General features: G+C 69.4%; 20 protein-coding genes and 1 tRNA gene. 18 read left to right on the plus strand and 3 right to left on the minus strand.

Annotated features, from left to right (window positions below; all coding sequences use genetic code 11):
• Positions 1–39: 39 nt before the first annotated feature.
• Positions 40–1263, minus strand: a complete 1224-nt coding sequence (locus OU415_RS05910; RefSeq protein ID WP_270947549.1) for a pyridoxal phosphate-dependent aminotransferase — start codon at positions 1261–1263, stop codon at positions 40–42.
• A gap of 204 nt (positions 1264–1467) precedes the next feature.
• On the opposite strand from OU415_RS05910, the gene OU415_RS05915 reads away from it, so the two are divergent.
• The 5 genes from OU415_RS05915 (at position 1468) to rplA (ending at position 4299) form a co-directional block, all read left to right on the plus strand.
• Positions 1468–1540 (plus strand) — tRNA-Trp (locus OU415_RS05915).
• Positions 1541–1570: 30 nt separating this feature from the next.
• Positions 1571–1972, plus strand: a complete 402-nt coding sequence (secE, locus tag OU415_RS05920; protein ID WP_270947551.1) for a preprotein translocase subunit SecE — start codon at positions 1571–1573, stop codon at positions 1970–1972.
• 79 nt (positions 1973–2051) lie between these two features.
• Positions 2052–2921 carry a transcription termination/antitermination protein NusG gene (nusG, locus tag OU415_RS05925; RefSeq protein ID WP_270947552.1) on the plus strand — a complete coding sequence of 290 codons (870 nt, stop codon included), beginning with the start codon at positions 2052–2054 and terminating at the stop codon, positions 2919–2921.
• Positions 2922–3073: 152 nt separating this feature from the next.
• Positions 3074–3508, plus strand: a complete 435-nt coding sequence (rplK, locus tag OU415_RS05930; protein WP_150067079.1) for a 50S ribosomal protein L11 — start codon at positions 3074–3076, stop codon at positions 3506–3508.
• Between the two features lie 80 nt (positions 3509–3588).
• Entirely contained in the window at positions 3589–4299 is a 711-nt protein-coding gene (gene rplA / locus OU415_RS05935; protein WP_270947553.1) for a 50S ribosomal protein L1, read from the plus strand.
• A 78-nt stretch (positions 4300–4377) separates the two neighbouring features.
• Here the strand turns inward: rplA and OU415_RS05940 are convergent, their stop codons facing one another.
• Positions 4378–5187 (minus strand): hypothetical protein, encoded by an 810-nt coding sequence (locus tag OU415_RS05940; RefSeq protein ID WP_270947554.1) that lies wholly within the window; start codon positions 5185–5187, stop codon positions 4378–4380.
• Between the two features lie 325 nt (positions 5188–5512).
• Here OU415_RS05940 and rplJ point away from each other — a divergent pair, with 325 nt between their 5' ends.
• From rplJ to OU415_RS06005, 13 genes are all read left to right on the plus strand, one after another.
• Positions 5513–6040, plus strand: a complete 528-nt coding sequence (rplJ, locus tag OU415_RS05945; protein ID WP_270947555.1) for a 50S ribosomal protein L10 — start codon at positions 5513–5515, stop codon at positions 6038–6040.
• Between the two features lie 88 nt (positions 6041–6128).
• Complete coding sequence (gene rplL, locus OU415_RS05950; RefSeq protein ID WP_270947556.1) at positions 6129–6515, plus strand: 50S ribosomal protein L7/L12; 387 nt, start codon at positions 6129–6131, stop codon at positions 6513–6515.
• A gap of 287 nt (positions 6516–6802) precedes the next feature.
• Positions 6803–8041 (plus strand): ABC transporter ATP-binding protein, encoded by a 1239-nt coding sequence (locus OU415_RS05955; RefSeq protein WP_270947557.1) that lies wholly within the window; start codon positions 6803–6805, stop codon positions 8039–8041.
• Positions 8038–8829 carry an MlaE family ABC transporter permease gene (locus OU415_RS05960; RefSeq protein ID WP_270947558.1) on the plus strand — a complete coding sequence of 264 codons (792 nt, stop codon included), beginning with the start codon at positions 8038–8040 and terminating at the stop codon, positions 8827–8829. Before OU415_RS05955 ends, OU415_RS05960 begins: the two co-directional genes overlap by 4 nt.
• 22 nt (positions 8830–8851) lie before the next feature.
• Complete coding sequence (locus OU415_RS05965; RefSeq protein ID WP_270947561.1) at positions 8852–9691, plus strand: MlaE family ABC transporter permease; 840 nt, start codon at positions 8852–8854, stop codon at positions 9689–9691.
• Entirely contained in the window at positions 9688–11022 is a 1335-nt protein-coding gene (locus OU415_RS05970; protein WP_270947563.1) for an MCE family protein, read from the plus strand. The genes OU415_RS05965 and OU415_RS05970 overlap by 4 nt, the downstream gene beginning before the upstream one ends.
• Entirely contained in the window at positions 11019–12041 is a 1023-nt protein-coding gene (locus OU415_RS05975; RefSeq protein WP_270947565.1) for an MCE family protein, read from the plus strand. Before OU415_RS05970 ends, OU415_RS05975 begins: the two co-directional genes overlap by 4 nt.
• Complete coding sequence (locus OU415_RS05980) at positions 12038–13018, plus strand: MCE family protein (RefSeq protein WP_270947567.1); 981 nt, start codon at positions 12038–12040, stop codon at positions 13016–13018. The genes OU415_RS05975 and OU415_RS05980 overlap by 4 nt, the downstream gene beginning before the upstream one ends.
• Complete coding sequence (locus OU415_RS05985; protein ID WP_270947568.1) at positions 13015–14187, plus strand: MCE family protein; 1173 nt, start codon at positions 13015–13017, stop codon at positions 14185–14187. Before OU415_RS05980 ends, OU415_RS05985 begins: the two co-directional genes overlap by 4 nt.
• 176 nt (positions 14188–14363) lie before the next feature.
• On the plus strand, positions 14364–15497 hold the full coding sequence (locus OU415_RS05990) for an MCE family protein (protein ID WP_270947569.1): 1134 nt from the start codon (positions 14364–14366) through the stop codon (positions 15495–15497).
• Complete coding sequence (locus tag OU415_RS05995) at positions 15497–16600, plus strand: MlaD family protein (RefSeq protein ID WP_270947570.1); 1104 nt, start codon at positions 15497–15499, stop codon at positions 16598–16600. Before OU415_RS05990 ends, OU415_RS05995 begins: the two co-directional genes overlap by 1 nt.
• Before the next feature lie 15 nt (positions 16601–16615).
• A complete protein-coding gene (locus tag OU415_RS06000; RefSeq protein ID WP_270947571.1) occupies positions 16616–17125 on the plus strand; it encodes a nuclear transport factor 2 family protein in 510 nt (169 codons plus the stop codon).
• A gap of 37 nt (positions 17126–17162) precedes the next feature.
• Positions 17163–18194 (plus strand): hypothetical protein, encoded by a 1032-nt coding sequence (locus OU415_RS06005; protein ID WP_270947572.1) that lies wholly within the window; start codon positions 17163–17165, stop codon positions 18192–18194.
• 42 nt (positions 18195–18236) lie between these two features.
• Here OU415_RS06005 and OU415_RS06010 read toward each other — a convergent pair whose 3' ends face one another.
• Complete coding sequence (locus tag OU415_RS06010) at positions 18237–21365, minus strand: CHAT domain-containing protein (protein WP_270947573.1); 3129 nt, start codon at positions 21363–21365, stop codon at positions 18237–18239.
• Between the last annotated feature and the right edge of the window lie 228 nt (positions 21366–21593).

The following is a 21593-nucleotide window of genomic DNA, read 5'->3' on the forward strand; positions in this document are numbered from 1 at the left end:
GAGCGGTGGAGGGCACCTGCGGAGGTGCCCTCCACCGAGCTATTCGGCTTCGGCGAGGAGTTCGCCCAGGCGGGTCACGCCGGTGATCAGGTCGTCGTCGCCGAGGGCGTAGGAGAGGCGGAAGTAGCCGGGGGTGCCGAAGGCTTCGCCCGGGACCACCGCGACCTCGGCCTGCTCGAGCGCGAGGCTCGCCAGCTCGACGCTGGTCCGGGGGCGGGTGCCGCGGATCTCCTTGCCCAGCAGGGCTTTCACCGAGGGGTAGGCGTAGAACGCGCCCTGGGGCTCGGGGCAGCTGACGCCGGGGATCGCCGAGAGGAGCTCGACGATCTTGCGGCGCCGCCGGTCGAAGGCCGCGCGCATCTCGTGGACGGCGTCCAGGGGGCCGCTGACGGCCTCCAGGGCGGCTCGCTGGGACACGTTGGCGACGTTGGACGACAGGTGCGACTGGAGGTTCGTCGCCGCCTTGACCACGTCCTGCGGGCCGATCATCCAGCCCACCCGCCAGCCGGTCATGGCGTAGGTCTTGGCGACGCCGTTGAGCACCACGCAGGTGTCCGCGAGCTCGGGCACGACCGCGGGCATCGACACGTGCTGGGCGTCGCCGTAGACCAGGTGCTCGTAGATCTCGTCGGTGACCACCCAGATGCCGTGCTCGAGGGCCCAGCGGCCGATCGCCTCGACCTGCTCCGGCGGGTAGACCGCGCCCGTCGGGTTGGACGGCGAGTTGAACAGCAGGACCTTCGTGCGGGGCGTGCGCGCCGCCTCCAGCTGGTCGACCGACACCAGGTAGCCGGTCGACTCGTCGGCCGGGACGACCACCGGAATTCCACCCGGCAGGGTGATCGCCTCGGGGTAGGTCGTCCAGTACGGCGCGGGCAGCAGCACCTCGTCGCCCGGGTCCAGCAGGGTCTGGAACGCCTCGTAGACGGCTTGCTTGCCGCCGTTGGTGACCAGCACCTGGCCGGGCTCCACGGTGTAGCCGGAGTCCCGCCGGGTCTTGGCGGCGATGGCTTCGCGCAGCTCCGGCAGGCCTGCGGCCGGGCTGTACCGGTGGTTCTTCGGGTCGCTGCAGGCGGCGATGGCGGCTTCCACGATCGGCTGAGGCGTGGGGAAGTCCGGTTCGCCGGCGCCGAACCCGATCACCGGGCGCCCGGCCGCCTTGAGCGCCTTCGCCTTGGTGTCCACGGCCAGGGTGGCGGACTCGGTGATGCCGCCGATCCGCGCCGACACCCGGGTCTGGTTCTCCGCGTCAGGTGGGGTCATGGCAGCATGGTGGCAGAAAGTGGTCATCGACACGCTCCTCACCTGCGGCGGAGATGTTCTCCGCGCGACACGGGGGGTGCCGTTGGAAAGCGGTTGTCGGCGTGCCGTACACTTTCGAACCTGGGATGCCTGAGCACACCGTGGGACTCCGGTTCCATGGCGGTGACGGGCGTCCCGAGCTGCGGTCGAGGTCTTGGGCCGCAAAGGGGTGTAGCTCAATTGGCAGAGCAGCGGTCTCCAAAACCGCAGGTTGCAGGTTCAAGTCCTGTCACCCCTGCGTCGATGCGACGGTGAGCGGAGGATTGGCGTGAGCGAGGACCGCGAGCAGGAGCAGGGCGGGGCGCGCGACGACGCCAACCGTCCGTCCAGCGCTGCGGCGCGGCGCGAGCGCCGTGCTTCCTCCCGTCCGACCGGTCGCAAGGGCCGGTCCGGTGAGTCGGGTTCCAGCTCGACGCGCACAACTGAGTCGAAGGGTCGGCCGACCCCATCCCGGGACGGTCGGCAGGGTCGGGTTTCGCTGTTCCGCAAGGTCGGACGCTTCCTGCGCGAGGTCGTCGGCGAACTGCGCAAGGTCATCTGGCCGACGCGCAAGGCACTGGTGACCTACACGCTCGTGGTGCTGGTGTTCGTCAGCATCATGGTGGCGTTCGTGTCCGGCGTGGACGTGCTCTTCGCCAAGGGCGTGGGCTGGCTGTTCGGCTCCGGCTGAACCTTCGGGCCCGCGCTTTAGGTGGTGCCGGCGGACCAACGACCCGGCACGCAACGCACGAGAGGAAGCGAGACCGACTGTGACCTCCCACGAGGGCCAGGAAACCACCGGCCTCACCGACGAGCAGGTGCAGCCAGCGGCCGAAGAGGTCGAGGCGGCCGCGGACTCGGTCGACGCAGTCGAGTCCGCCGAGGACACCGGTTCCGCCGACGACGCCGAGGCGCCGGCCGACACCGAGACCGACGCTGACGACAGCGCCGACGAGGCCGAGGCTGCTGCCGAAGCCACCGACGAGGCCGCTGCCGACGAGTCCGGCGAGGACGAGGGCGAGGAGACCGACCCGGTCGAGGAGCTGCGCACCGCACTGCGCCGCGCGCCCGGCGACTGGTACGTCGTGCACTCGTACGCCGGCTACGAGAACAAGGTCAAGACCAACCTCGAGACCCGCGCCCAGACGCTGGACGTCGAGGACTTCATCTTCCAGGTCGAGGTGCCGACCGAAGAGGTCACCGAGATCAAGAACGGCCAGCGCAAGCTCGTGCAGCGCAAGGTGCTGCCCGGGTACATCCTGGTCCGGATGGAGCTCAACGACGCGTCCTGGAGCGCGGTGCGCAACACGCCGGGGGTCACCGGTTTCGTCGGCGCCACTTCCAAGCCGTCGCCGCTGACCATCGACGACGTGCTGAAGTTCCTCGCGCCGCAGGTGGAGGAGAAGAAGGCCGAGCCGGGCAAGAAGGCCGCTGGCGCTGCTCCGACCGCTGCCAAGCCCGCGGTGGAGGTCGACTTCGAGGTCGGCGAGTCCGTCACCGTCATGGACGGGCCGTTCGCGACCCTTCCCGCGACCATCAACGAGGTCAACCCGGACGCCCAGAAGCTCAAGGTCCTGGTGTCGATCTTCGGCCGCGAAACGCCGGTTGAGCTGTCGTTCAACCAGGTTTCCAAGATCTGACCGGGCTCCCTCTGGGAGCGCGGCGGCTGCGCGTGGATCTGGCAGGACCGCGCGCAGAAGCGGGCGATGCCACCGTCTCGTGGTCTCGCCAGATTCGGCTCCGCCACTAGGCGGGGCCGGGTAACCGGATAGCGAAGACACAGGAAGCAAACATGCCGCCCAAGAAGAAGAAGCTGGCAGCGATCATCAAGCTGCAGATCCAGGCGGGCCAGGCCAACCCGGCTCCGCCGGTCGGCCCCGCGCTGGGTCAGCACGGCGTCAACATCATGGAGTTCTGCAAGGCGTACAACGCCGCGACCGAGCAGCAGCGTGGCAACGTTGTCCCGGTCGAGATCTCCGTCTACGAGGACCGGTCCTTCGACTTCAAGCTGAAGACCCCGCCGGCCGCCAAGCTGCTGCTGAAGGCCGCTGGTGTCCAGAAGGGCAGCGGCGAGCCGCACAAGACCAAGGTCGGCAAGGTCTCCATGGACCAGGTCCGCGAGATCGCGCAGACCAAGATGGAAGACCTCAACGCCAACGACATCGACCAGGCCGCGAAGATCATCGCCGGTACCGCCCGGTCGATGGGCCTGACGGTCGAGGGCTGACCGAGCCGGAAACGGCAGTGTGGGAGGGCTCCAGCGCAGCCCGACCAACCACAACTGATCCACCGCTGATAGGGACAGAAATGGCTAAGCGCAGCAAGGCATACGAGCAGGCGGCCGAGCTGATCGACAGGACGCGTCTGTACGCGCCGTCGGAAGCCGCCGAGCTCGCGAAGAAGACCTCCAAGGTCAAGTACGACGCCACCGTCGAGGTGGCGCTGCGGCTGGGCGTCGACCCCCGCAAGGCAGACCAGATGGTCCGCGGCACCGTGAACCTGCCGCACGGCACTGGTAAGACTGCCCGCGTCATCGTGTTCGCCGTCGGCGACAAGGCCGCTGAGGCCGAGGCCGCTGGTGCGGACGCGGTTGGTTCCGAGGACCTGATCGAGCGCATTCAGGGCGGCTGGCTCGATTTCGACGCGGCGATCGCCACCCCGGACCAGATGGCCAAGGTCGGCAAGGTGGCGCGGATCCTGGGTCCGCGCGGCCTGATGCCGAACCCGAAGACCGGCACCGTCACCCCGAACGTCACCAAGGCGGTCGCGGACATCAAGGGCGGTAAGATCAACTTCCGCGTGGACAAGCAGGCCAACCTGCACTTCATCATCGGCAAGGCGTCGTTCGACACCGAGAAGCTGGTGGAGAACTACGCGGCCGCGCTGGAGGAGATCCTGCGTGCCAAGCCGTCGGCGTCGAAGGGCAAGTACCTGAAGAAGGTCACCTTCACCACGACGATGGGCCCGGGCATCCCGGTCGACCCGAACGCGACGCGCGGTATCGCGGCTTCCGCCTGATCCCGCAATCCCGCTGAAAGGGCGGGCCGACCACCCGGTCGGCCCGCCCTTTCGCGTTTGCCCTCAAACCTGGCAACGTCAGGGGCAGGTGGCGGTGTGGAGGCTGTAGGCGCTGATCGCCCAGCCCCCGTCCTGCTGCTGGGTGAGCTTGAAGCTGCCCAGCTGGGGGCCGCCCTTCGCCTGGATGCGGCAGCCGTGCACCACTGCTTCCCGGCCGGTCATGTCGATCGCGTCGTAGCCGATCTTCGGGTTCGCGTACGCGTTCCCGTCGGTGATCTGGTCGTGCACCTTCTGCGCCGCGGTGGCGCAGTCGGGGGCCTGGTTGGCGACGGCGAAGCCGTTCGCGCCCGCCGAGTCGAACGAGCCGCACGCGAGGGCCGGGTCGTCACCGCGCAGGAAGTTGTAGACGTCGAACAGCGCGTACTCCGGGGTCGGAGCCTTCCGCGGGACCGGGCGGACCGGGGGTTGTCCGGGGTTGACGGGTTCCGAGCTGTTGCTGCTGCCGAAGTAGTAGTCGTAGGCGTAGTTCAGCAGCAGGAGGAGCACGAACAGGTAGATCAGGCGGCGGACGAACTTGAAGCGGAGCAGGCCGAGGGCCTTCTTCCACCAGGGCTTCTCCGGTTTCTCCGCGGGTTTGGCGCCGGTGGGCGGGACCGCGACGTCGCCGCCGCCCTGGGCTTCCTGCCAGCGCTGGAACTCCTGGAACTTCTGGAACTGCTGGAACTGGCGGAATTGCTCGTCGTCGATCGGCTGCGACGGCCCGGCCGGTTGCGGGTCGGGTGCGGCGACGACCTCGCTCTCCACCACCTCGGCGTCCACGACGTCGGCGGGGCGGGACTTGTCCGGCAGGTTGGAGCCGGCCTCAGGCGACTCGTGCTGATCAGCCACGCCCCACATGATGCCCGCCAGTGCGCCGGAGGTCACCACTGGTGATCGGTCCGCACGTAGTCAAGGGGTGGGTGCGAGTCGGCTGGGAGTGTCAAGTACTCTGGACGAGGTTCCACCCAAGACCGCTGGTCTTCTCCGCGCCCCGCTGGGGTTCGGGGAACGAAGGTCCCGTGAGATGCGGGCGGCCCGCGCAGGAGGGACGAGGCTACGCGTGCGCGCACTGCGCGCCCATGATCTTTACGCCCCGTGCTTTCTGCGCCGGGGCGTTTTGTCGTCTCAGGACCGACTGGATGCGGATCACAGTCGGAGATAGAGAGGAGGCGACATGGCGAAACCCGACAAGGTCGATGCGGTCTCCGAGATCGCTGAGAAGTTCAACACTTCGACCGCTGCGGTCGTGACCGAGTACCGCGGGCTGTCCATGGCGCAGCTGTCCAAGCTGCGCCGGGCCCTCGGCGAGGGCGCGACGTACCGTGTCGCGAAGAACACGCTGGTCAAGCGTGCCGCCGAGCAGTCGGGCGTCGAGGGTCTCGACGACCTGTTCGTCGGCCCGACCGCGATCGCCTTCATCGAGGGCGAGCCGGTCGACGCTGCCAAGGCCCTGAAGGAGTTCACCAAGGACAACCAGTCCCTGGTGATCAAGGGCGGTTACATGGACGGCCGCGCGCTGTCCGTGTCCGAGGTCGAGAGCATCGCCGACCTCGACTCGCGCGAGGTCACGCTGTCCAAGCTGGCCGGTGCGATGAAGGCCAAGATGGGCCAGGCCGCCGCGCTGTTCGCCGCGCCGGCGTCCCAGGTGGCTCGGTTGGCCGCTGCCCTGCAGGAGAAGAAGGGCAGCGACGCCGACGCCTGAGTCCCCCGTGGGATGCAGTTGTCGGTCGCAAGAACTCCCCTCCCGGGTGCCGTCGGCGCTCGGGGACTGAACTGAAAGGAACGCCGCCGTGGCGAAGCTGAGCAACGAAGAGCTGTTGGACGTCTTCAAGGAGATGACCCTCCTGGAGCTGTCGGAGTTCGTGAAGCAGTTCGAGGAGACCTTCGACGTCACCGCCGCCGCTCCGGCCGCCGTCGTGGCCGCCCCGGGCGCCGCTGGTGCTGCTCCGGCCGCTGAGGAGCAGGACGAGTTCGACGTCATCATCGAGGGTGCCGGCGACAAGAAGATCCAGGTCATCAAGGTCGTCCGCGAGATCGTCTCCGGTCTGGGCCTGAAGGAGGCCAAGGAGCTGGTCGAGGGCGCCCCGAAGGCCATCCTGGAGAAGGTCGAGAAGGAGAAGGCCGAAGAGGCCAAGACCAAGCTGGAAGAGGCTGGCGCCTCCGTCTCCCTGAAGTGAGCTGAAAAGGAGTGAGCGGAGTCCTTCGCTCCTCCTGACTCACGGTGAAAGGACGGGTACCCGCAGTTGCGGGTACCCGTCCTTTTTTGCTTCGTGGAATTGCGAATCCCGGTCATTCGGACGAATCCAGATTCCTCGGCAATTCAAGTGAACTGGCGAGTAACCCCTTCGCGTCGAGCTCGTTGCACAGGTGTGACGCTGATGACCTTCGTTGTCCGCGTCACATGTGCCAGGCTGCGTCTTCGGGGCGGCCCGGCCGAGTTGAATTCGAGGACGCGGAGGTGCGGATGGGCGTCGAGGTGGTTGTCGATGGGCTGTCGAAGTCCTTCGGCTCGCAGACCATCTGGCGGGACGTCACGCTGACGCTTCCTCCCGGCGAGATCAGCGTGCTGCTGGGGCCTTCGGGAACCGGGAAGTCGGTTTTCCTGAAGTCCTTGGTGGGTCTGCTCAAGCCGGAGGAGGGCAAGGTCGTCATCAACGGTGTCGACATCTGCACCTGCCCGGAGAAGGAGCTCTACGAGGTCCGGAAGCTGTTCGGCGTGCTGTTCCAGGACGGTGCGCTGTTCGGGTCGATGAACCTCTTCGACAACATCGCCTTCCCGCTGCGCGAGCACACCCGCAAGAACGAGTCCGAGATCCGCCGGATCGTGCTCGAGAAGATGGAGATGGTCGGTCTCCTCGGCGCCGAGGACAAGCTGCCCGGCGAGATCTCCGGCGGTATGCGCAAGCGCGCCGGTCTGGCCCGAGCACTGGTGCTGGACCCCGAGATCATCCTGGTCGACGAGCCCGACTCCGGTCTGGACCCGGTTCGCACCGTGCTGCTGAACCAGCTGATCGTCGACCTCAACGCGCAGATCGACGCGACGATCCTGATCGTCACCCACGACATCAACACCGCCCGCACCGTGCCGGACAACATCGGCATGCTCTACCGCAGGCACCTGGTGATGTACGGCCCGCGCGAGGTGCTGCTGACCTCGCCGGAGCCGGTGGTGGTGCAGTTCCTCAACGGTCGCCCGGACGGGCCGATCGGGATGAGCGAGGAGAAGGACGCCGGCGAGAACGAGCTGGCGCGGCTCAACGAGCTGTCCGTGCCGCCGATGATGGCGCAGCTGGAGGTCACGCCCGGCATGCCGGAGCGCTCCGCGGTGCGCCGCCGGAAGGACCGGGTGCTGCGGCAGCTGGGCACGCTGGCGCCGTCGGCGCAGCAGGAGATCCTGAAGACGCTGACGCCGGAGGAGCTCGCGCTCTACGGGCACTCGGCTCCCGCGACCGGTGCCTGGCCGCAGAGCGGCGAACCCGCGTGGCCGCAGCAGCACACCGAGCCGGTCCGGCCGCAGGCACCGCAGCCCCCGGCCCAGCCGCTGCCGCAGTCCGAGGTCGCCGACGTGCCGCAGCAGGTGCGCCCGTCGCCGCACCCCCGGGACCCGGAGGCTCCGCCGTGGGCCGCCGGCGCGTCGGAGGCGGAGCCGGAACCGGCCGAGTCGCGTCGCCGGTGGTTCGGACGCAAGCGGGGTGAGCAGTGAGTTCGCCTTCGCAGGCGCAGTTCCCGGGCGCGGGCGGCTTGCGCGAGACCGGGCGCTTGTTCGCGCTCGGCCTGGACGTCATGCGGTCGCTGCCGAAGCGGCCGTTCCAGCTCCGCGAGTTCATCCAGCAGTGCTGGTTCATCGCGAGCGTGACGATCCTGCCGACCGCGCTGGTGTCCATCCCGTTCGGCGCGGTGATCGCGCTGCAGCTCGGGTCGCTGACCCGGCAGATCGGTGCGCAGTCGTTCACCGGTGCGGCCAGCGTGCTGGCGATCATCCAGCAGGCCAGCCCGATCGTGACCGCGCTGCTGATCGCCGGTGCCGGTGGTTCGGCGATCTGCGCGGACCTGGGTTCGCGGACGATCCGCGACGAGATCGACGCGATGGAGGTGCTGGGCATCTCGCCGATCCAGCGCCTGGTGGTGCCGCGGGTGCTGGCCGCGATGCTGGTCGCGGTGCTGCTCAACGGCATGGTCAGCGTCGTCGGCGTGCTGGGCGGTTACACGTTCAACGTGATCATGCAGGGCGGTACGCCCGGCGCCTACATGGCGAGCTTCAACGCGCTCGCGCAACTGCCCGACCTGTGGATCGGCGAGCTGAAGGCGCTGATATTCGGCTTCCTGGCCGGGGTGGTGGCCGCTTACCGCGGCCTGCACCCACCGCCCGGCCCGAAGGGCGTCGGGGACGCGGTGAACCAGTCGGTGGTGATCACGTTCCTCCTGCTGTTCGCGGTGAACTTCGTCCTGACCACGCTCTACCTGCAACTCGTGCCCCCCAAGGGCATGTGATCCGGCCGCCTGGGGAAGTGACATGGTGACGATCTCTCAGCGCGCCAAGCGCGCGGCCCGGCGGCCGCTGCAACTGCTGGACGACCTGGGCGACCAGCTGTCGTTCTACGTGCGGTCGCTGGTGTGGATTCCGCGCGCGATCACGCGCTACGCCAAGGAGACGCTGCGGCTGCTGGCCGAGGTGAGCTTCGGCAGCGGTGCGCTCGCGGTCATCGGCGGCACGGTCGGCGTGATGATCGGGTTGACCCTGTTCACCGGCACCGTGGTCGGTCTGCAGGGCTTCGCCGCGCTGGACCAGCTGGGCACCTCGGCCTTCGCCGGGTTCGTCTCGGCCTACTTCAACACCCGCGAGATCGCGCCGCTGGTGGCCGGGTTGGCGCTGTCGGCGACGGTCGGTTCCGGGTTCACCGCGCAGCTGGGCGCGATGCGGATCTCCGACGAGATCGACGCGCTCGAGGTGATGGGCGTGCCGAGCTTGCCGTACCTGGTGACCACGCGGGTGATCGCCGGGTTCATCGCGGTGATCCCGCTGTACGTGCTGGGCCTGCTCACCTCGTACGTCGCGGCGCGCGGCGTCACGATCTACCTCTACGGCCAGTCCGCGGGCACCTACGACCACTACTTCAACCTGTTCCTCCCTCCCGAAGACGTGCTGTGGTCCTTCGGGAAGGTGCTGGTGTTCAGCGTCGTGGTGATCATGACGCACTGCTTCTACGGCTACCGGGCCAGCGGAGGCCCGGCCGGAGTCGGCATTGCGGTGGGTCGTGCGGTGCGGACCGCGATCGTGACCACCGCGCTGCTGGACTTCTTCCTCAGCCTCGCGATCTGGGGCACCACTACGACGGTTCGGATCACCGGATGAGTACCCGAGGGAAGATCGTTCGCCGCCGGGTCGCGGGTCTCGCGTTCCTGATGTGCATGGTGCTGTTCGTCAGCCTGACCGTGGCGTCCTACCAGAAGGCGTTCACGTCCAGCGTGGACGTGGTGCTCAAGGCCGCGTCGACGGGCAACCAGCTGCTGCCGGATTCGGACGTGAAGGTGCGCGGCATGGTCGTCGGCCGCGTGGTCGACGTGAAGTCCACAGGGGACGGTGCCGAGCTGCACCTGGCGCTGGAACCGGACAAGGTCCAGCACCTGCCGTCCAACGTCTCGGCGCGGTTGCTGCCGCGGACGCTGTTCGGCGAGCGCTACGTCTCACTGGAGCTGCCCGACCAGGCTTCAACCACGACGCTGGCCGCCGGGGACGTCATCGAGCAGGACCGCACCAGCGCGGGCATCGAGCTGGAGAAGGTGCTGGCCGACACCATGCCGGTGCTGCAGGCGGTGCACCCGGACGACCTCGCGGTCACGCTGAACGCGCTGGACCAGGCGCTCTCCGGGCGCGGCAAGCAGCTGGGCGAGACGCTGTCGCAGCTCAACACCTACCTCGACGGCCTCAACCCGTCGGTGCCGGACCTGCAGCGCAACCTCAAGGAAATGGTCGGCGTCGCCCAGACCTACGAGGACGCCGCCCCGGACGTGCTGGAGGCGCTGGACAACTTCAGCACGACGGCGCGGACCCTGGTGGACCAGCGGGAGAACCTCAAGACCCTCACCGGCCAGCTCACCACCACGGCCGGCGACACCACCGAGTTCTTGAAGAACAACCGGAACAACCTCATCCAGCTCGGCGAGGCGCAGCGGCCGACGCTGGACGTGCTGGCGAAGTACTCGCCGGAGTACAAGTGCTTCCTGGACGAGATGGCGGACTACGTGCCGCGCATCCGGAAGGTGTTCGGCGAGGGCACCAACGAGCCCGGCCTGCACATCACGCTGGAGGTCGTGGCGCACCGCGGGAAGTACCGCCCGAACCAGGACGAGCCGATCTTCGGCGACAAGCGCGGTCCGCGCTGCTACAACCTGCTGCCCGCACCGGACCCGTTCCCGGAGTACCCGCCGGACGGCCCGTTCAACGACGGTGCGACCCCGCCCGCGCCGTCGCGCCAGGTCGACCAGGGCCAGAACCCGCCGCAGGCGGGCGAGGGCTACCTGCCGGCGGGCACGTCCTCGCAGTGGGTGAACTCCCCGGCGGAGCGGGACATGGTGTCGATGGTGCTGGCCCCGGCGATCGGCCGCGACGCAGCTGACGTGCCCGAGTGGGGTTCGCTGCTGGTCGGCCCGGTCCTGCGCGGAGCGGAGGTGAGCTACCGGTGAACGGTCGCAGCATCACCGGACCGCTGGTCAAGTTCCTGATCTTCGTGCTGGTCACCGTGCTGGCCACCGGAGTCCTGGTGCTGACCATCGCGAACAAGGACCTGCGCTCGGCGAAGACCTACAACGCGCGGTTCACCGACGTGACCAGCCTCAACGTGGGCGACGAGGTGCGCATCTCCGGTGTGAAGGTCGGCGAGGTGGAGAGCATCGACCTGGTCGACCGGCGGGTCGCCGAGGTGCAGTTCAACGTCGCCGACCGGCCGCTGCCGGCCACCGCGACGGCCACCATCAAGTACCGGAACCTGGTCGGCCAGCGCTACATCGCGCTCGAGCCGGGGCCCGGCGACACCGGCGTGCTGCAGCCCGGTTCGACGATCCCGCTGGAGCGCACCAAACCGGCGCTGGACCTCACGGTGCTGCTGGGCGGGTTCAAGCCGCTGTTCCAGGCGCTCTCGCCGGAGGACGTCAACAAGCTCTCGTACGAGATCATCCAGGTGCTGCAGGGCGAAGGCGGCACGGTGGAGAGCCTGCTGGCCCACACCGCCTCGCTGACCTCGACGATCGCCTCCCGGGACCAGGTGATCGGGCAGGTCATCGACAACCTCAACGGGGTGCTGGACACCGTCAACGCCCGCGACCAGCAGCTGTCCGAGCTGATCGGCCAGCTGCGCCAGGTGGTGTCGGGGCTGTCCGAGGACCGGAACGCCATCGGCGACGCGGTGACCGCGATGGACGGCCTGACCAACAGCACCGCCGGGCTGCTCACCGAGGCGCGTCCGGGGCTGCAGCAGGACATCGCCGGGCTCGGCTCGCTGTCGAAGAACCTCAACGACAACCAGGAACTGGTCGAGCGGTGGATGCAGAACATGCCGGGCAAGGTCGAGATGCTGACCCGGACGGCGTCGCACGGCTCCTGGTTCAACTTCTTCAACTGCAAGATGACCGGAACCGTGGGCGTCGGTGAGCTGAACCTGCCGCTGCCGCTGCAGCCGGTGTCCCAGCCGAGGTGCCAGCGATGACAGCTTTCTCCAAGCGCGACCCGCTCAAGATCGGCATCGGCGGCCTGCTGGTGCTGGTGATGATGTTCGTGCTCGCGATGAACTTCGAGCGGCTGCCGCTGGTCGGCGGCACCACCTACACCGCGCAGTTCACCGAGGCGGCCGGGCTGCGGCCGGACAACGAGGTGCGCATCGCCGGGGTGAAGGTGGGCACGGTGTCCGACGTGGAGCTGGAGGACGGCCACGTGCTGGTCAGCTTCCGGGTCAACGACGCCTGGATCGGCGACCACACCACCGCGGCGATCAAGATCAAGACGTTGCTCGGGCAGAAGTACCTGGCGCTGGACCCGCAGGGCGGCAAGGAGGCCGATCCGTCCGAGCCGATCCCGCTGCAGCGCACCATGTCGCCCTACGACGTGATCAACGCCTTCAGCGACCTGTCGTCCACTGTGGACAAGGTCGACACCAAGCAGCTGGCGGACAGCTTCCGCGCGATGTCGCAGACGTTCTCCAACACCCCGGAGGAGGTCGGCGGTGCGCTGGACGGGCTCTCCCGCCTGTCGCAGACCATCTCCTCGCGCGACGAGCAGCTGGAGCACCTGCTGAACAACACCGCGCAGGTGTCCAAGACCATCGCCGACCGCAACGGCGACTTCGAGAAGCTGCTCGCCGACGGCAACCTCCTGCTGGAGGAGATCCGGGCGCGGCGCGACTCGATCAGCCAGCTGCTGGACGGCACCCGCCAGCTGTCCCAGCAGCTCAGCGGCCTGGTCGACGACAACGCCGCGCAGATCGGCCCGACCCTGCAGCAGCTGGACCGGGTCACCAAGATGCTGCAGCGCAACCAGGACAACCTGAACCGGAGCCTGGAGATGTTCGCGCCGTTCACCCGCCTGTTCTCCAACGTCCTGGGCAACGGCCGGTGGTTCGACAGCTACGTCTGCGGTCTGCTGCCGCCCGCCGTCGGTCCGATCAACCAGAAGGGCTGCCAGCCATGACCAGCGCACGCCCCTCGCTCACCCGGGTGCTGTCGATCGCGGTGGTGCTCGTGCTCGTCGTCGCCGCCGCCATCTGGTGGCTGTTCTTCGGCGCCGCCGAGCGCAAGGTCACCGCCTACTTCAACGCCGCCGTCGGCATCTACGCGGGCGGTGACGTCCGGGTCCTCGGCGTCCCGGTCGGCACCGTCGACGAAGTGGTCCCGCAGGGCAAGCTGGTGCGGGTCGTGATGAGCGTGGACCGCGACGTCGACGTGCCCGCCGACGCGGGCGCGGTGGCGGTCGCGCCGAGCGTGGTCAGCGACCGGTACGTGCAGCTCACCCCGGTCTACAAGGGCGGACCGACGCTCGAGGACGGCGCGGTGATCCCGAAGGAGCGCACCGCGACCCCGGTCGAGCTGGACTCGATCTACCGCAGCCTCAACGACCTGTCCAGCGCGCTCGGCCCGAACGGGGCCAACGCCGACGGCGCGCTGACCGACCTGCTCAACACCGGCGCGGCCAACCTCGACGGCAACGGGCAGGCGCTCTCGGACACCATCCGCAACCTCGGCGAAGCCGGGACCACGTTGTCCGGCAACAGCGATCAGCTGTTCGCCACCGTCGACAACCTGCAGAAGTTCACCTCGATGCTGGCCGCCAACGACGACCAGGTGCGCCGGTTCAACACCCAGATGCAGCAGGTCAGCGGGTTCCTGGCGGGCGAGCGCGAGGACATGGGCGCGGCGATGGCCGAGCTCGCCGTCGCGCTGGGCAAGGTGGAGTCCTTCGTGCGGGACAACCGGGAACTGGTGAAGTCCAACGTGGACCAGCTGCACGGGGTGTCCGAGGTCCTGGTGAAGCAGAAGGAAGCGCTGCGGGAGTCGCTGGTGAACTCGCCGCTGGCGCTGTCCAACCTCAGCAACGTCTACAACGGGTCCTCCGGCACGCTGGACACCCGGATCGCCATCAACGAGCTGGCCCAGCCGCCGGCGGTCGCGGTGTGCAAGCTGCTGGAGCAGCAGGCCCCGGCCGACGTGCCGAAGGAGGTCAGCGACGCCTGCCAGTCGCTGCAACCGGTCATCGACGGCGTCGCGAAGCTGCCGACGCCGGCGGAGGCGCTCAACGCCATCCAGAACGGCAAGCTGCCGAACCTGCCGCTCCCGCTTTCCCCGCAGGGAGGCACCCGATGAACCTCCACCGACTCCGCCGGGGCACCGGTCCGGAACCGCTCATCCGAGCACGGGGAACCACAGTTTCAATGGAAACTGCGCCCGGCCCCTCACGGGAGACCGCAGTTTCAATTGAAACTGCGGACCACCGGACGCCGGGGAAGCGGCGCGCGTGGCGGGTTGGCGCGGCGGCTGCGATGGCTCTCGTGGTGCTGGGCGGGTGCAGTTCTCGTGGGGTTTACGACATGCCGTTGCCCGGTGGGGCCGATGTCGGCGACCACCCGTACGAGGTGAAGGTGCAGTTCAGCGATGTGCTGGACCTGGTGCCCAACGCCGGTGTCCGGGTCAACGACGTGCCGGTCGGCCGGGTCAGCGACATCGGGCTCGCCGACGGCTCCTGGGACGCTCAGGTGACCGTGCTGGTCAACGGCGACGTGAAGCTGCCCGCCAACGCCACTGCCCGGCTGCGGCAGTCCAGCCTCCTCGGCGAGAAGTACGTCGAGCTCGCCGGACCGCCCGAATCGCAGCCGCCGGTCGGCAAGCTCGCCGACGGCAGCGTCATCGCCCGGTCGAGCACCGGCCGCAACCCCGAGGTCGAAGAGGTGCTGGGCGCGCTGTCCATGCTGCTCAACGGCGGTGGTGTCGCCCAGCTGCAGAGCATCACCAAGGAGCTCAACGCCGCGATGGAAGGACGCGAGTCCGACCTGCGCGGCCTGCTGTCCAACTTGGACCAGCTGGTGTCCGGTCTGGACGCCCAGCGCGACGACATCACCCGCGCCCTGGACAGCATCAACCGGCTCAGCGCCCGGATCAACGAGCAGCGCGGCAGCATCGACACCGCGCTGCGCGACCTGGAACCGGGCCTGCGGGTGCTGAACGAGCAGCGCACGCAGCTGGTCGACATGCTCAAGGCGCTGGACCGGCTCTCCGTGGTCGCCACCGACGTGGTCAACCGCTCCGGCGACGACCTGGTGCACAACCTCGACCAGCTCGCCCCGGTGCTCCAGCAGCTCACCGCGGCCGGGGACAACCTGCCGAAGTCGCTGGAAGTCCTGCTGACGTACCCGTTCCCGGACAACGTCACGGACGGCATCCAGAACAGCGACTACGTCAACCTCTACACCAACGTGAACCTCAACCTCACCGACATCCTGCAGAACCTCGGCCGCAGCAGGCAGCCGCTGATCCCGCTGCCGGACGCGGTGCAGAAGCTGCCGCTGCCGCTGGCGCCGTCGGCCGGGCAGAACACCCAGCCACCACCGCCACCCGGTGATCCGCAGAAGGACTCCGGTGGCGGCCTGCTGGGCTCGCTGCTGGGAGGTGGTCGCTGATGCTCACCCGTCGAGTTCGCCTGCAGATCATCGCGTTCGTCGCGATCGCCCTGGTCGGCGTCAGCTTCGCCGGCGCCCGCTACGCCGGGCTGGACCGGTTGTTCGGTCCGCGCGGCTACGTGGTCACGCTGAAGCTCGCCGACACCGGCGGGGTCTTCGAGAACGCCGAGGTCACCTACCGCGGCGTGCCGATCGGCCGGGTCGGCACCATCGAGCTCACCAGCTCCGGGGTGAACATCCCGCTGGACATCGAACCCAGCGCCCCGCAGATCCCGAACGAGGTCGAAGCCGTGGTGACCAACCGGTCCGCGGTCGGCGAGCAGTACGTGGACCTGCAGCCCAAGCGGGACGACGGCCCGTACCTGGAGCAGGGTTCGGTGATCACCCAGCAGTCGGCGACCACACCGCTGCCGGTCGAAACGCTGATGACCAACCTGGACGGGCTGGCCAACTCGGTGCCGGAGGAATCGCTGCGCACCGTGGTCAGCGAGCTCGGCACGGCGTTCCGCAACAACGGCGGCAACCTGCAGACCATCGTGGACACCAGCCGCGAGTTCATCTCCACGGCCCAGCAGCACCTGCCGCAGACCGTGCAGCTCCTCGAGGACGGCAAGACCGTGCTGGCCACGCAGAACGAGCAGGGCTCGTCGATCAAGTCCTTCAGCCGCGACCTCCGGCTGATCTCCGAGCAGCTGAAGAACTCCGACGGCGACCTGCGCGCGGTGATCCAGAAGGCCCCGCCGGCCGCCCAGCAGATCAGCGGGCTCATCCACGACAACCAGCAGCTCACCCCGCTGCTGACCAACCTGACCAGCACCTCGCAGCTGATCGCCAAGCACGTCGACGGCATCGAGCACGCGTTCGTGCTCTACCCGGCGGTCGTGACCCCGAGCCGATCCGTGGTGCCCGGCGACGGCACCGCGCACTTCGGTCTGGTGCTCAACGCGTTCGACCCGTTGCCCTGCACCAAGGGTTACGAGCAGACTGACCGCCGCAACGGCATCGAGATGGACCCGGTCCCGGTCAACACCGGGGCGCACTGCGCGGAGCCCCCGGGTAGCGAGACCTCGGTGCGCGGCGCGCAGAATGCACCCGGGCAGTAGGAGAGGAGCCGGAGAATGTCCGCAGGAACCCGACGGCGCCCGGTCGTCAGCCTGGTGCTGTTCGCGGTGAGCCTGGTCGCGTGCCTGGTCACCGGGGTCTCGTGGGCCCTGGCGGCCAACGATTCCTCGATCGCCTACGCCGAGGTGCGCGACGAAGCGCTGCGCGACGGGCAGAACGCGATGATCAACTTCAACACCCTGGACTACCGGGACGTCGAACGCGGCCTCCAGAGCTGGGAAGACCACTCGACCGGCCCGCTGCGCGACGAGATCCGCCAGAGCCGCAAGGACTACGCGACCCAGATCGAGCAGAAGCGCAGCACCACGACGGCCCGCGTCCTCGACTCGGGCATCGTCGAACTCGACGATCGAGCCGGAAAAGCGCGGATGATCGCGGTCCTCCAGGTGACGGTGAACGTCGAGGGGGAACAACCGGCCACCAAGCAGGACCGCTACCAGGGTGAACTGACCCGCGAAGGCGACACCTGGAAGCTCAGCGCCCTCGGCCTGGTGCCGGTGGGCTGACGGCGGACCGCGCGAGCAACACGAGGAGTACCCCCAAGTGCCAACCAACCGCCGCCCCGGCAAGCAGCAACCCCGCCGCCCCAAGGTCGCGGGCCTGCGAAACCGCCCGACGCACAACGAAGACGTCCCGACCAGAGCTGCCGGCGGTGATGCCGTCGCGGAGGCGAAGCCGGAGCGGGCGGATTCCGGCGCAGCCCCGGCGGAGGCTGTGGAGGCGGTCGCGGAGGCGAAGCCGGAGCCGGCTGATGGCGGTGGAGCTTCGGAGGAGGCGGAGCCGGCTGATCGCGGCGGAGCTTCGGCGGAGGTCGCGGAGGCGGAGCCGGCCGATGGCGAAGCTTCGGCGGAAGCGGAGCGTCGGGAGCCCGCGGAGGCGGAGCCGGAGCAGGTCGACGAGGTCGCGGCGGAGCGCGGCGAAGCCGTGGCGGACGCCGGTGGAGCCGCGGCGGCGGAAGCCGCCGAGCGGTCGGCGACCGGTGTCGCGGTGCTCGAAGCGGAAGCGGAGAGCGCTCCGGCGGCGGAGCCGAGCGAGTCCGGCGGAGCTTCGGACGACGCCGAATCCGGTGCTACCGCGCGCAAGCCCGCTTGGGCGTTGTGGACCGCTACCGTCGTGCTCGCCGCGTTGGCGGTCTGGTTCGGCGTCGAGGCCTACGCGGTGCGCTACACCGGTGCTGCCGCGAACGAGGCGCTGGTGTCGGCCGGGGAGACCAGCGAGGTCACCGGTCAGGTCTCCGACGCCGTGGAGAAGCTGTTCTCCTACGACTTCAACGACACGGCCAAGACCGAGACGGCGGCGCGGGACCTGCTGACCGGCCCGGCGGTCCAGCGCTACCAAGAGCTGTTCTCGGTGGTCAAGGACCAGGCCCCGCAGCAGCAGCTGATCGTCACCACCACGGTGAAGGAGCGCTCCGTGACCCGCCTCCAGGGCGACCGCGCGGAGCTGCTGCTCTTCGTCGACCAGCACGCCAGGCGGGCCAACGCCCCCGGCGAGAACGCGGGCCCGGCCCAGATCTCGGTCAGCGCCGAAAAGCAGGGCGACACCTGGAAGATCAGCCAGATCACCCTCCGCTGAGCCCTCGTGCGCGTTTCGGGGCGCTATAGCACCCCGAAACGCTCACGGTCCGATGTGGACGTGGGCGGACCAGCGGGAGGGCTCGTCCGGGTAGTGGGCCCGGAGCTGGCGGACCGCGTTGTGCAGGGCGTAGGCCGCTCGGTCGGTGTCGAAGTGGTCGGTGAACAGGTCCGCGTAGACGTCCGAGTGGATCGCCACCGCGCTGTCCTCGTCGACCTCCCACAGGGTGCCGATGGCGTGGGTGAAGCCCGCGAAGCCCAGCGCCGCCGGGAGGGACACCGCCGCCGCGCAGGGCTCGTCGGCCGCCGTCGCGCACTGGCCGAGGTAGCAGAACTCCGCTTCGTCCAAGGAGATCTGGCCGAGCTCGACCAGGCCCAGCGGGCGCTGCGGGGCTTCGCGGTCCAGGAGCATGCCCGCTGCCGGTTGCGTCGGGAACTGCGAGCTCGGTTCGCAGACGTGCAGCCACGGGTGGTTCGGGATCATGCGCAGCATCTCCGCCGCGTTCGTCGTTTCCACCGCCGCGATCTCCGCGGACGGCCAGCTCTTGGCCAGGACCTGGTTCTGCCGCGGCAGCTCGCGGGCCACCATCTCCGCCGAACCCGCTGCCACCAGCGGGGTTCCGGACTCCGGGACCGGGCGTTCGCTCGCGCGCAGCAGGCAGCTCAGCGTCGGCGTGTACGAGGAGACCACCCGGTCCAAAGTGGACTCGCCGGTGCGTGCCGTCGCCGCGTGCACCGGCAGGAACGCCGGGGCGCCGAAGGCGCTCCACCACATCCGGGGCCAGCGGGCGCCCGGTGCCGGCGTGTTCAGGTAGCCCATGCGGTGCAGGACCGGCCGGGTGATGCAGCGCCAGGTCCAGTCGAGGCCATCGGTCAGCACCGAGTGCTCGTCCCGGTGCGCCGACTCGAGCATCTCCGCGGCGCGCTCGGCCGCCTTCTCGGGCGTGACGTCGGGCAGCGGCACGATCAGCGCGCGGCCGCCGATGACCACCAGCGCGTCGCAGCGGTAGCGGCTGAGGTTGATCAGCACCGCCGAGCCCTCCGGCGCGGCCTCGGCGAGCTTCGCGAACGGGGTGCGGCGCAGGTGGTCGGGTTGCACCGCGCGGGCTTCGGCCAGCAGCTCGTCCCAGGTGCGGGCCAGGCGGGTCCGGTCGTCGAGCTCGGTCAGACCGGGTTCGGCCACCGGGCGGTCCAGCAGGCGCCGCAGCCGGACCGCCTCGTCGGCCAGGTCCGGGTGGGTGCGGTGCAGTTCACCGAGCTCGCCGCCGGTGGGCAGGAAGTCCGCCAGGATCGCGGAGCGACCGTGCTCCAGCAGCTCCACCGCCAGCTCGGCGTCGCCGCTCTCCACCGCGCACGCCGCCGCGTCCGCCGCGATCGACGCCCACCGCTGCTGGGAGACCGGCGGCGCCACGACGCGCTTGCCCCGGGTGACCAGCGGCAGCAGGTCGACGGCGTAGGTGAACGACTCCAGCGCCTCGGGCCAGCGGCCCGCCTGCGCGCAGATCCGGCCGGCCAGCGCCGCTGCCCGAAGCCGCTGGTCAGCAGGGGCGGTGTCCTGCTCCGCGGCCTCCATGAGCGCCTTGCGCGCCCACCGGTAGTAGCGCTTGCGACCGCTGCGCTGGTACAGCGACTGCAAGGCGCGGGCCTGGTGGATCGCTGCGTTCGCGCGCTCCGGGGCGTCCAGCGGCATGGCGTTGAGCGCCTGCTCGAACAGCTCGATCGCCGTTTCGACGTCGGTGGTCCTGCTCGACAGCCGGAACCGGTGCGCCGCGATGATCCCCAACTGCGTCAGCGCGACGTGCTGCGCGGACGGGTCCTCCTTGGCCGCCTCGCGCGCCAGGTCGGCCGCGCTGTCCAGGTCGGCGCTGTCCTGGTTGTGCTCGAAGCGCTCGATCAGCGTCGTGGTCAGCGCGTTGAGCACCGCGCCGCGCTGCTCGGCCGCTGCTGCGGAGGCCGCCGCTTGTCCCGCGGTGACGGCGGTGTCGAGCACCTTCGGCTCGGCGCCGTGCACGAAGTGCCTGCGCAGCAAGGTCGCGTAAGCCGTGAGGGCGGTGGCGCGCTCGGTGTCGTCGGCGGACATCGCGCGCACCGCGGGGGCGATCGGCCGCAGCACCCGGCGCAGCTGGCTGGCGTCGCCGGTGGCGTCGACGTGCTCGACGGTGGTGGTGGCCAGGTTCCAGATCGCGGTGCCGAGCAGGTGGTGGCCGGTGTCGAGCACGCCGAGGACCCCGACCAGCTCGCTGATCGCCGAGTTGAGGTCGGTCAGGTCGCCGTTGGCCCGGAACCGGAGTCGCAGCGCACGGGCCAGGTCGCAGAGCGCCGCCCGGCGCGGATCGCCGTCGGCGAGCGCCCCGGCGCCCGAGCCGAGGTGCTTGATGGCCTCGTCCAGGTCGTCCTGGGAGTTGCTGCGCTGGTACCGGCGCAGCAGCCCGGAGCCGAGGTTGACCAGCAGTTCGGAGGTGGCCGGATCGTTGGCCGGGGAGATCCGCGCGGCCTCCCGGAACACCTCGATCGACTCGTCGTCGGAGGCGGCCGAGCCGGCCAGCTGGGCGTGCAGCTTGAGCGCGTTGGCCAGCCTGACCAGCGCCATCGCCCGTCGCGGGTCGCGACGTGCGGCCTCCTCGACGGCGTTGCGCGCTGCCCGCACGCTGTCGGCCGCCGTCGCCGCGCGGTTCGTCTTCCCCGCTAGATCGGCCAGCGCCAGGGCGAGGTTGCAGTGGTAGAGGATCCGGTCGCGGTCGTTGCCGTGCGCCGCGGTGGTCGCCGACCGGTAGTGGCCGATGGCGTCCTCGAGCTCGGCCAGATCACCGCTGCGCAGGTGGGACAGCTGCGCAGCGCTGCCGAGGTTGTTGAGCACGCCCGCGCGCGCGGGGTCGTCCTCGCGGAGCATGCCCGCGGTGGCGCGGAAGACCTCGGTGACCCAGGGCAGGTGCTCGAAGTCGAGGGTGGCGACGATCTGGTTCATCGCCGCGATCGCGTCGGCGTAGCGCTGCTCGGCGCCGCGGCGGGGATCCGGGAGCTGAGCTGCGGGTTCCGGGGCCGGGGGTTCCGGGGTGACGTCCTGTTCGTCGGTGAACCAGCTGGAGCGGGTACCTCCCCGAGCGCTCTGCGCCGCGGTCCAACGTTGCAGCCCGCCGAACCGGTCGTTCGCGCGGCTTGCATCGTCTGTCATCGGTCGTTCTCCTGTGGCTAGCTCACCGGGTCACCGGGTCGGGGGAATTCTCGGTGGGGTCGTAACACGCTACCGGCGCGCGCAGCCGCCGAATAGTCCGTGTGCACCACCTGAGATCGCACCGGTGGACAGCTGTGTCCGCGGGCGAGGTCCGCTCGATCTCCGAACCTACTCGGCCCGCGCGACGAGGGGTTCCGGTTGAGATCATTAATACTCACGGCTACCACG

Source organism: Saccharopolyspora oryzae (assembly GCF_027853915.1).
Classification (GTDB): domain Bacteria; phylum Actinomycetota; class Actinomycetes; order Mycobacteriales; family Pseudonocardiaceae; genus Saccharopolyspora; species Saccharopolyspora oryzae.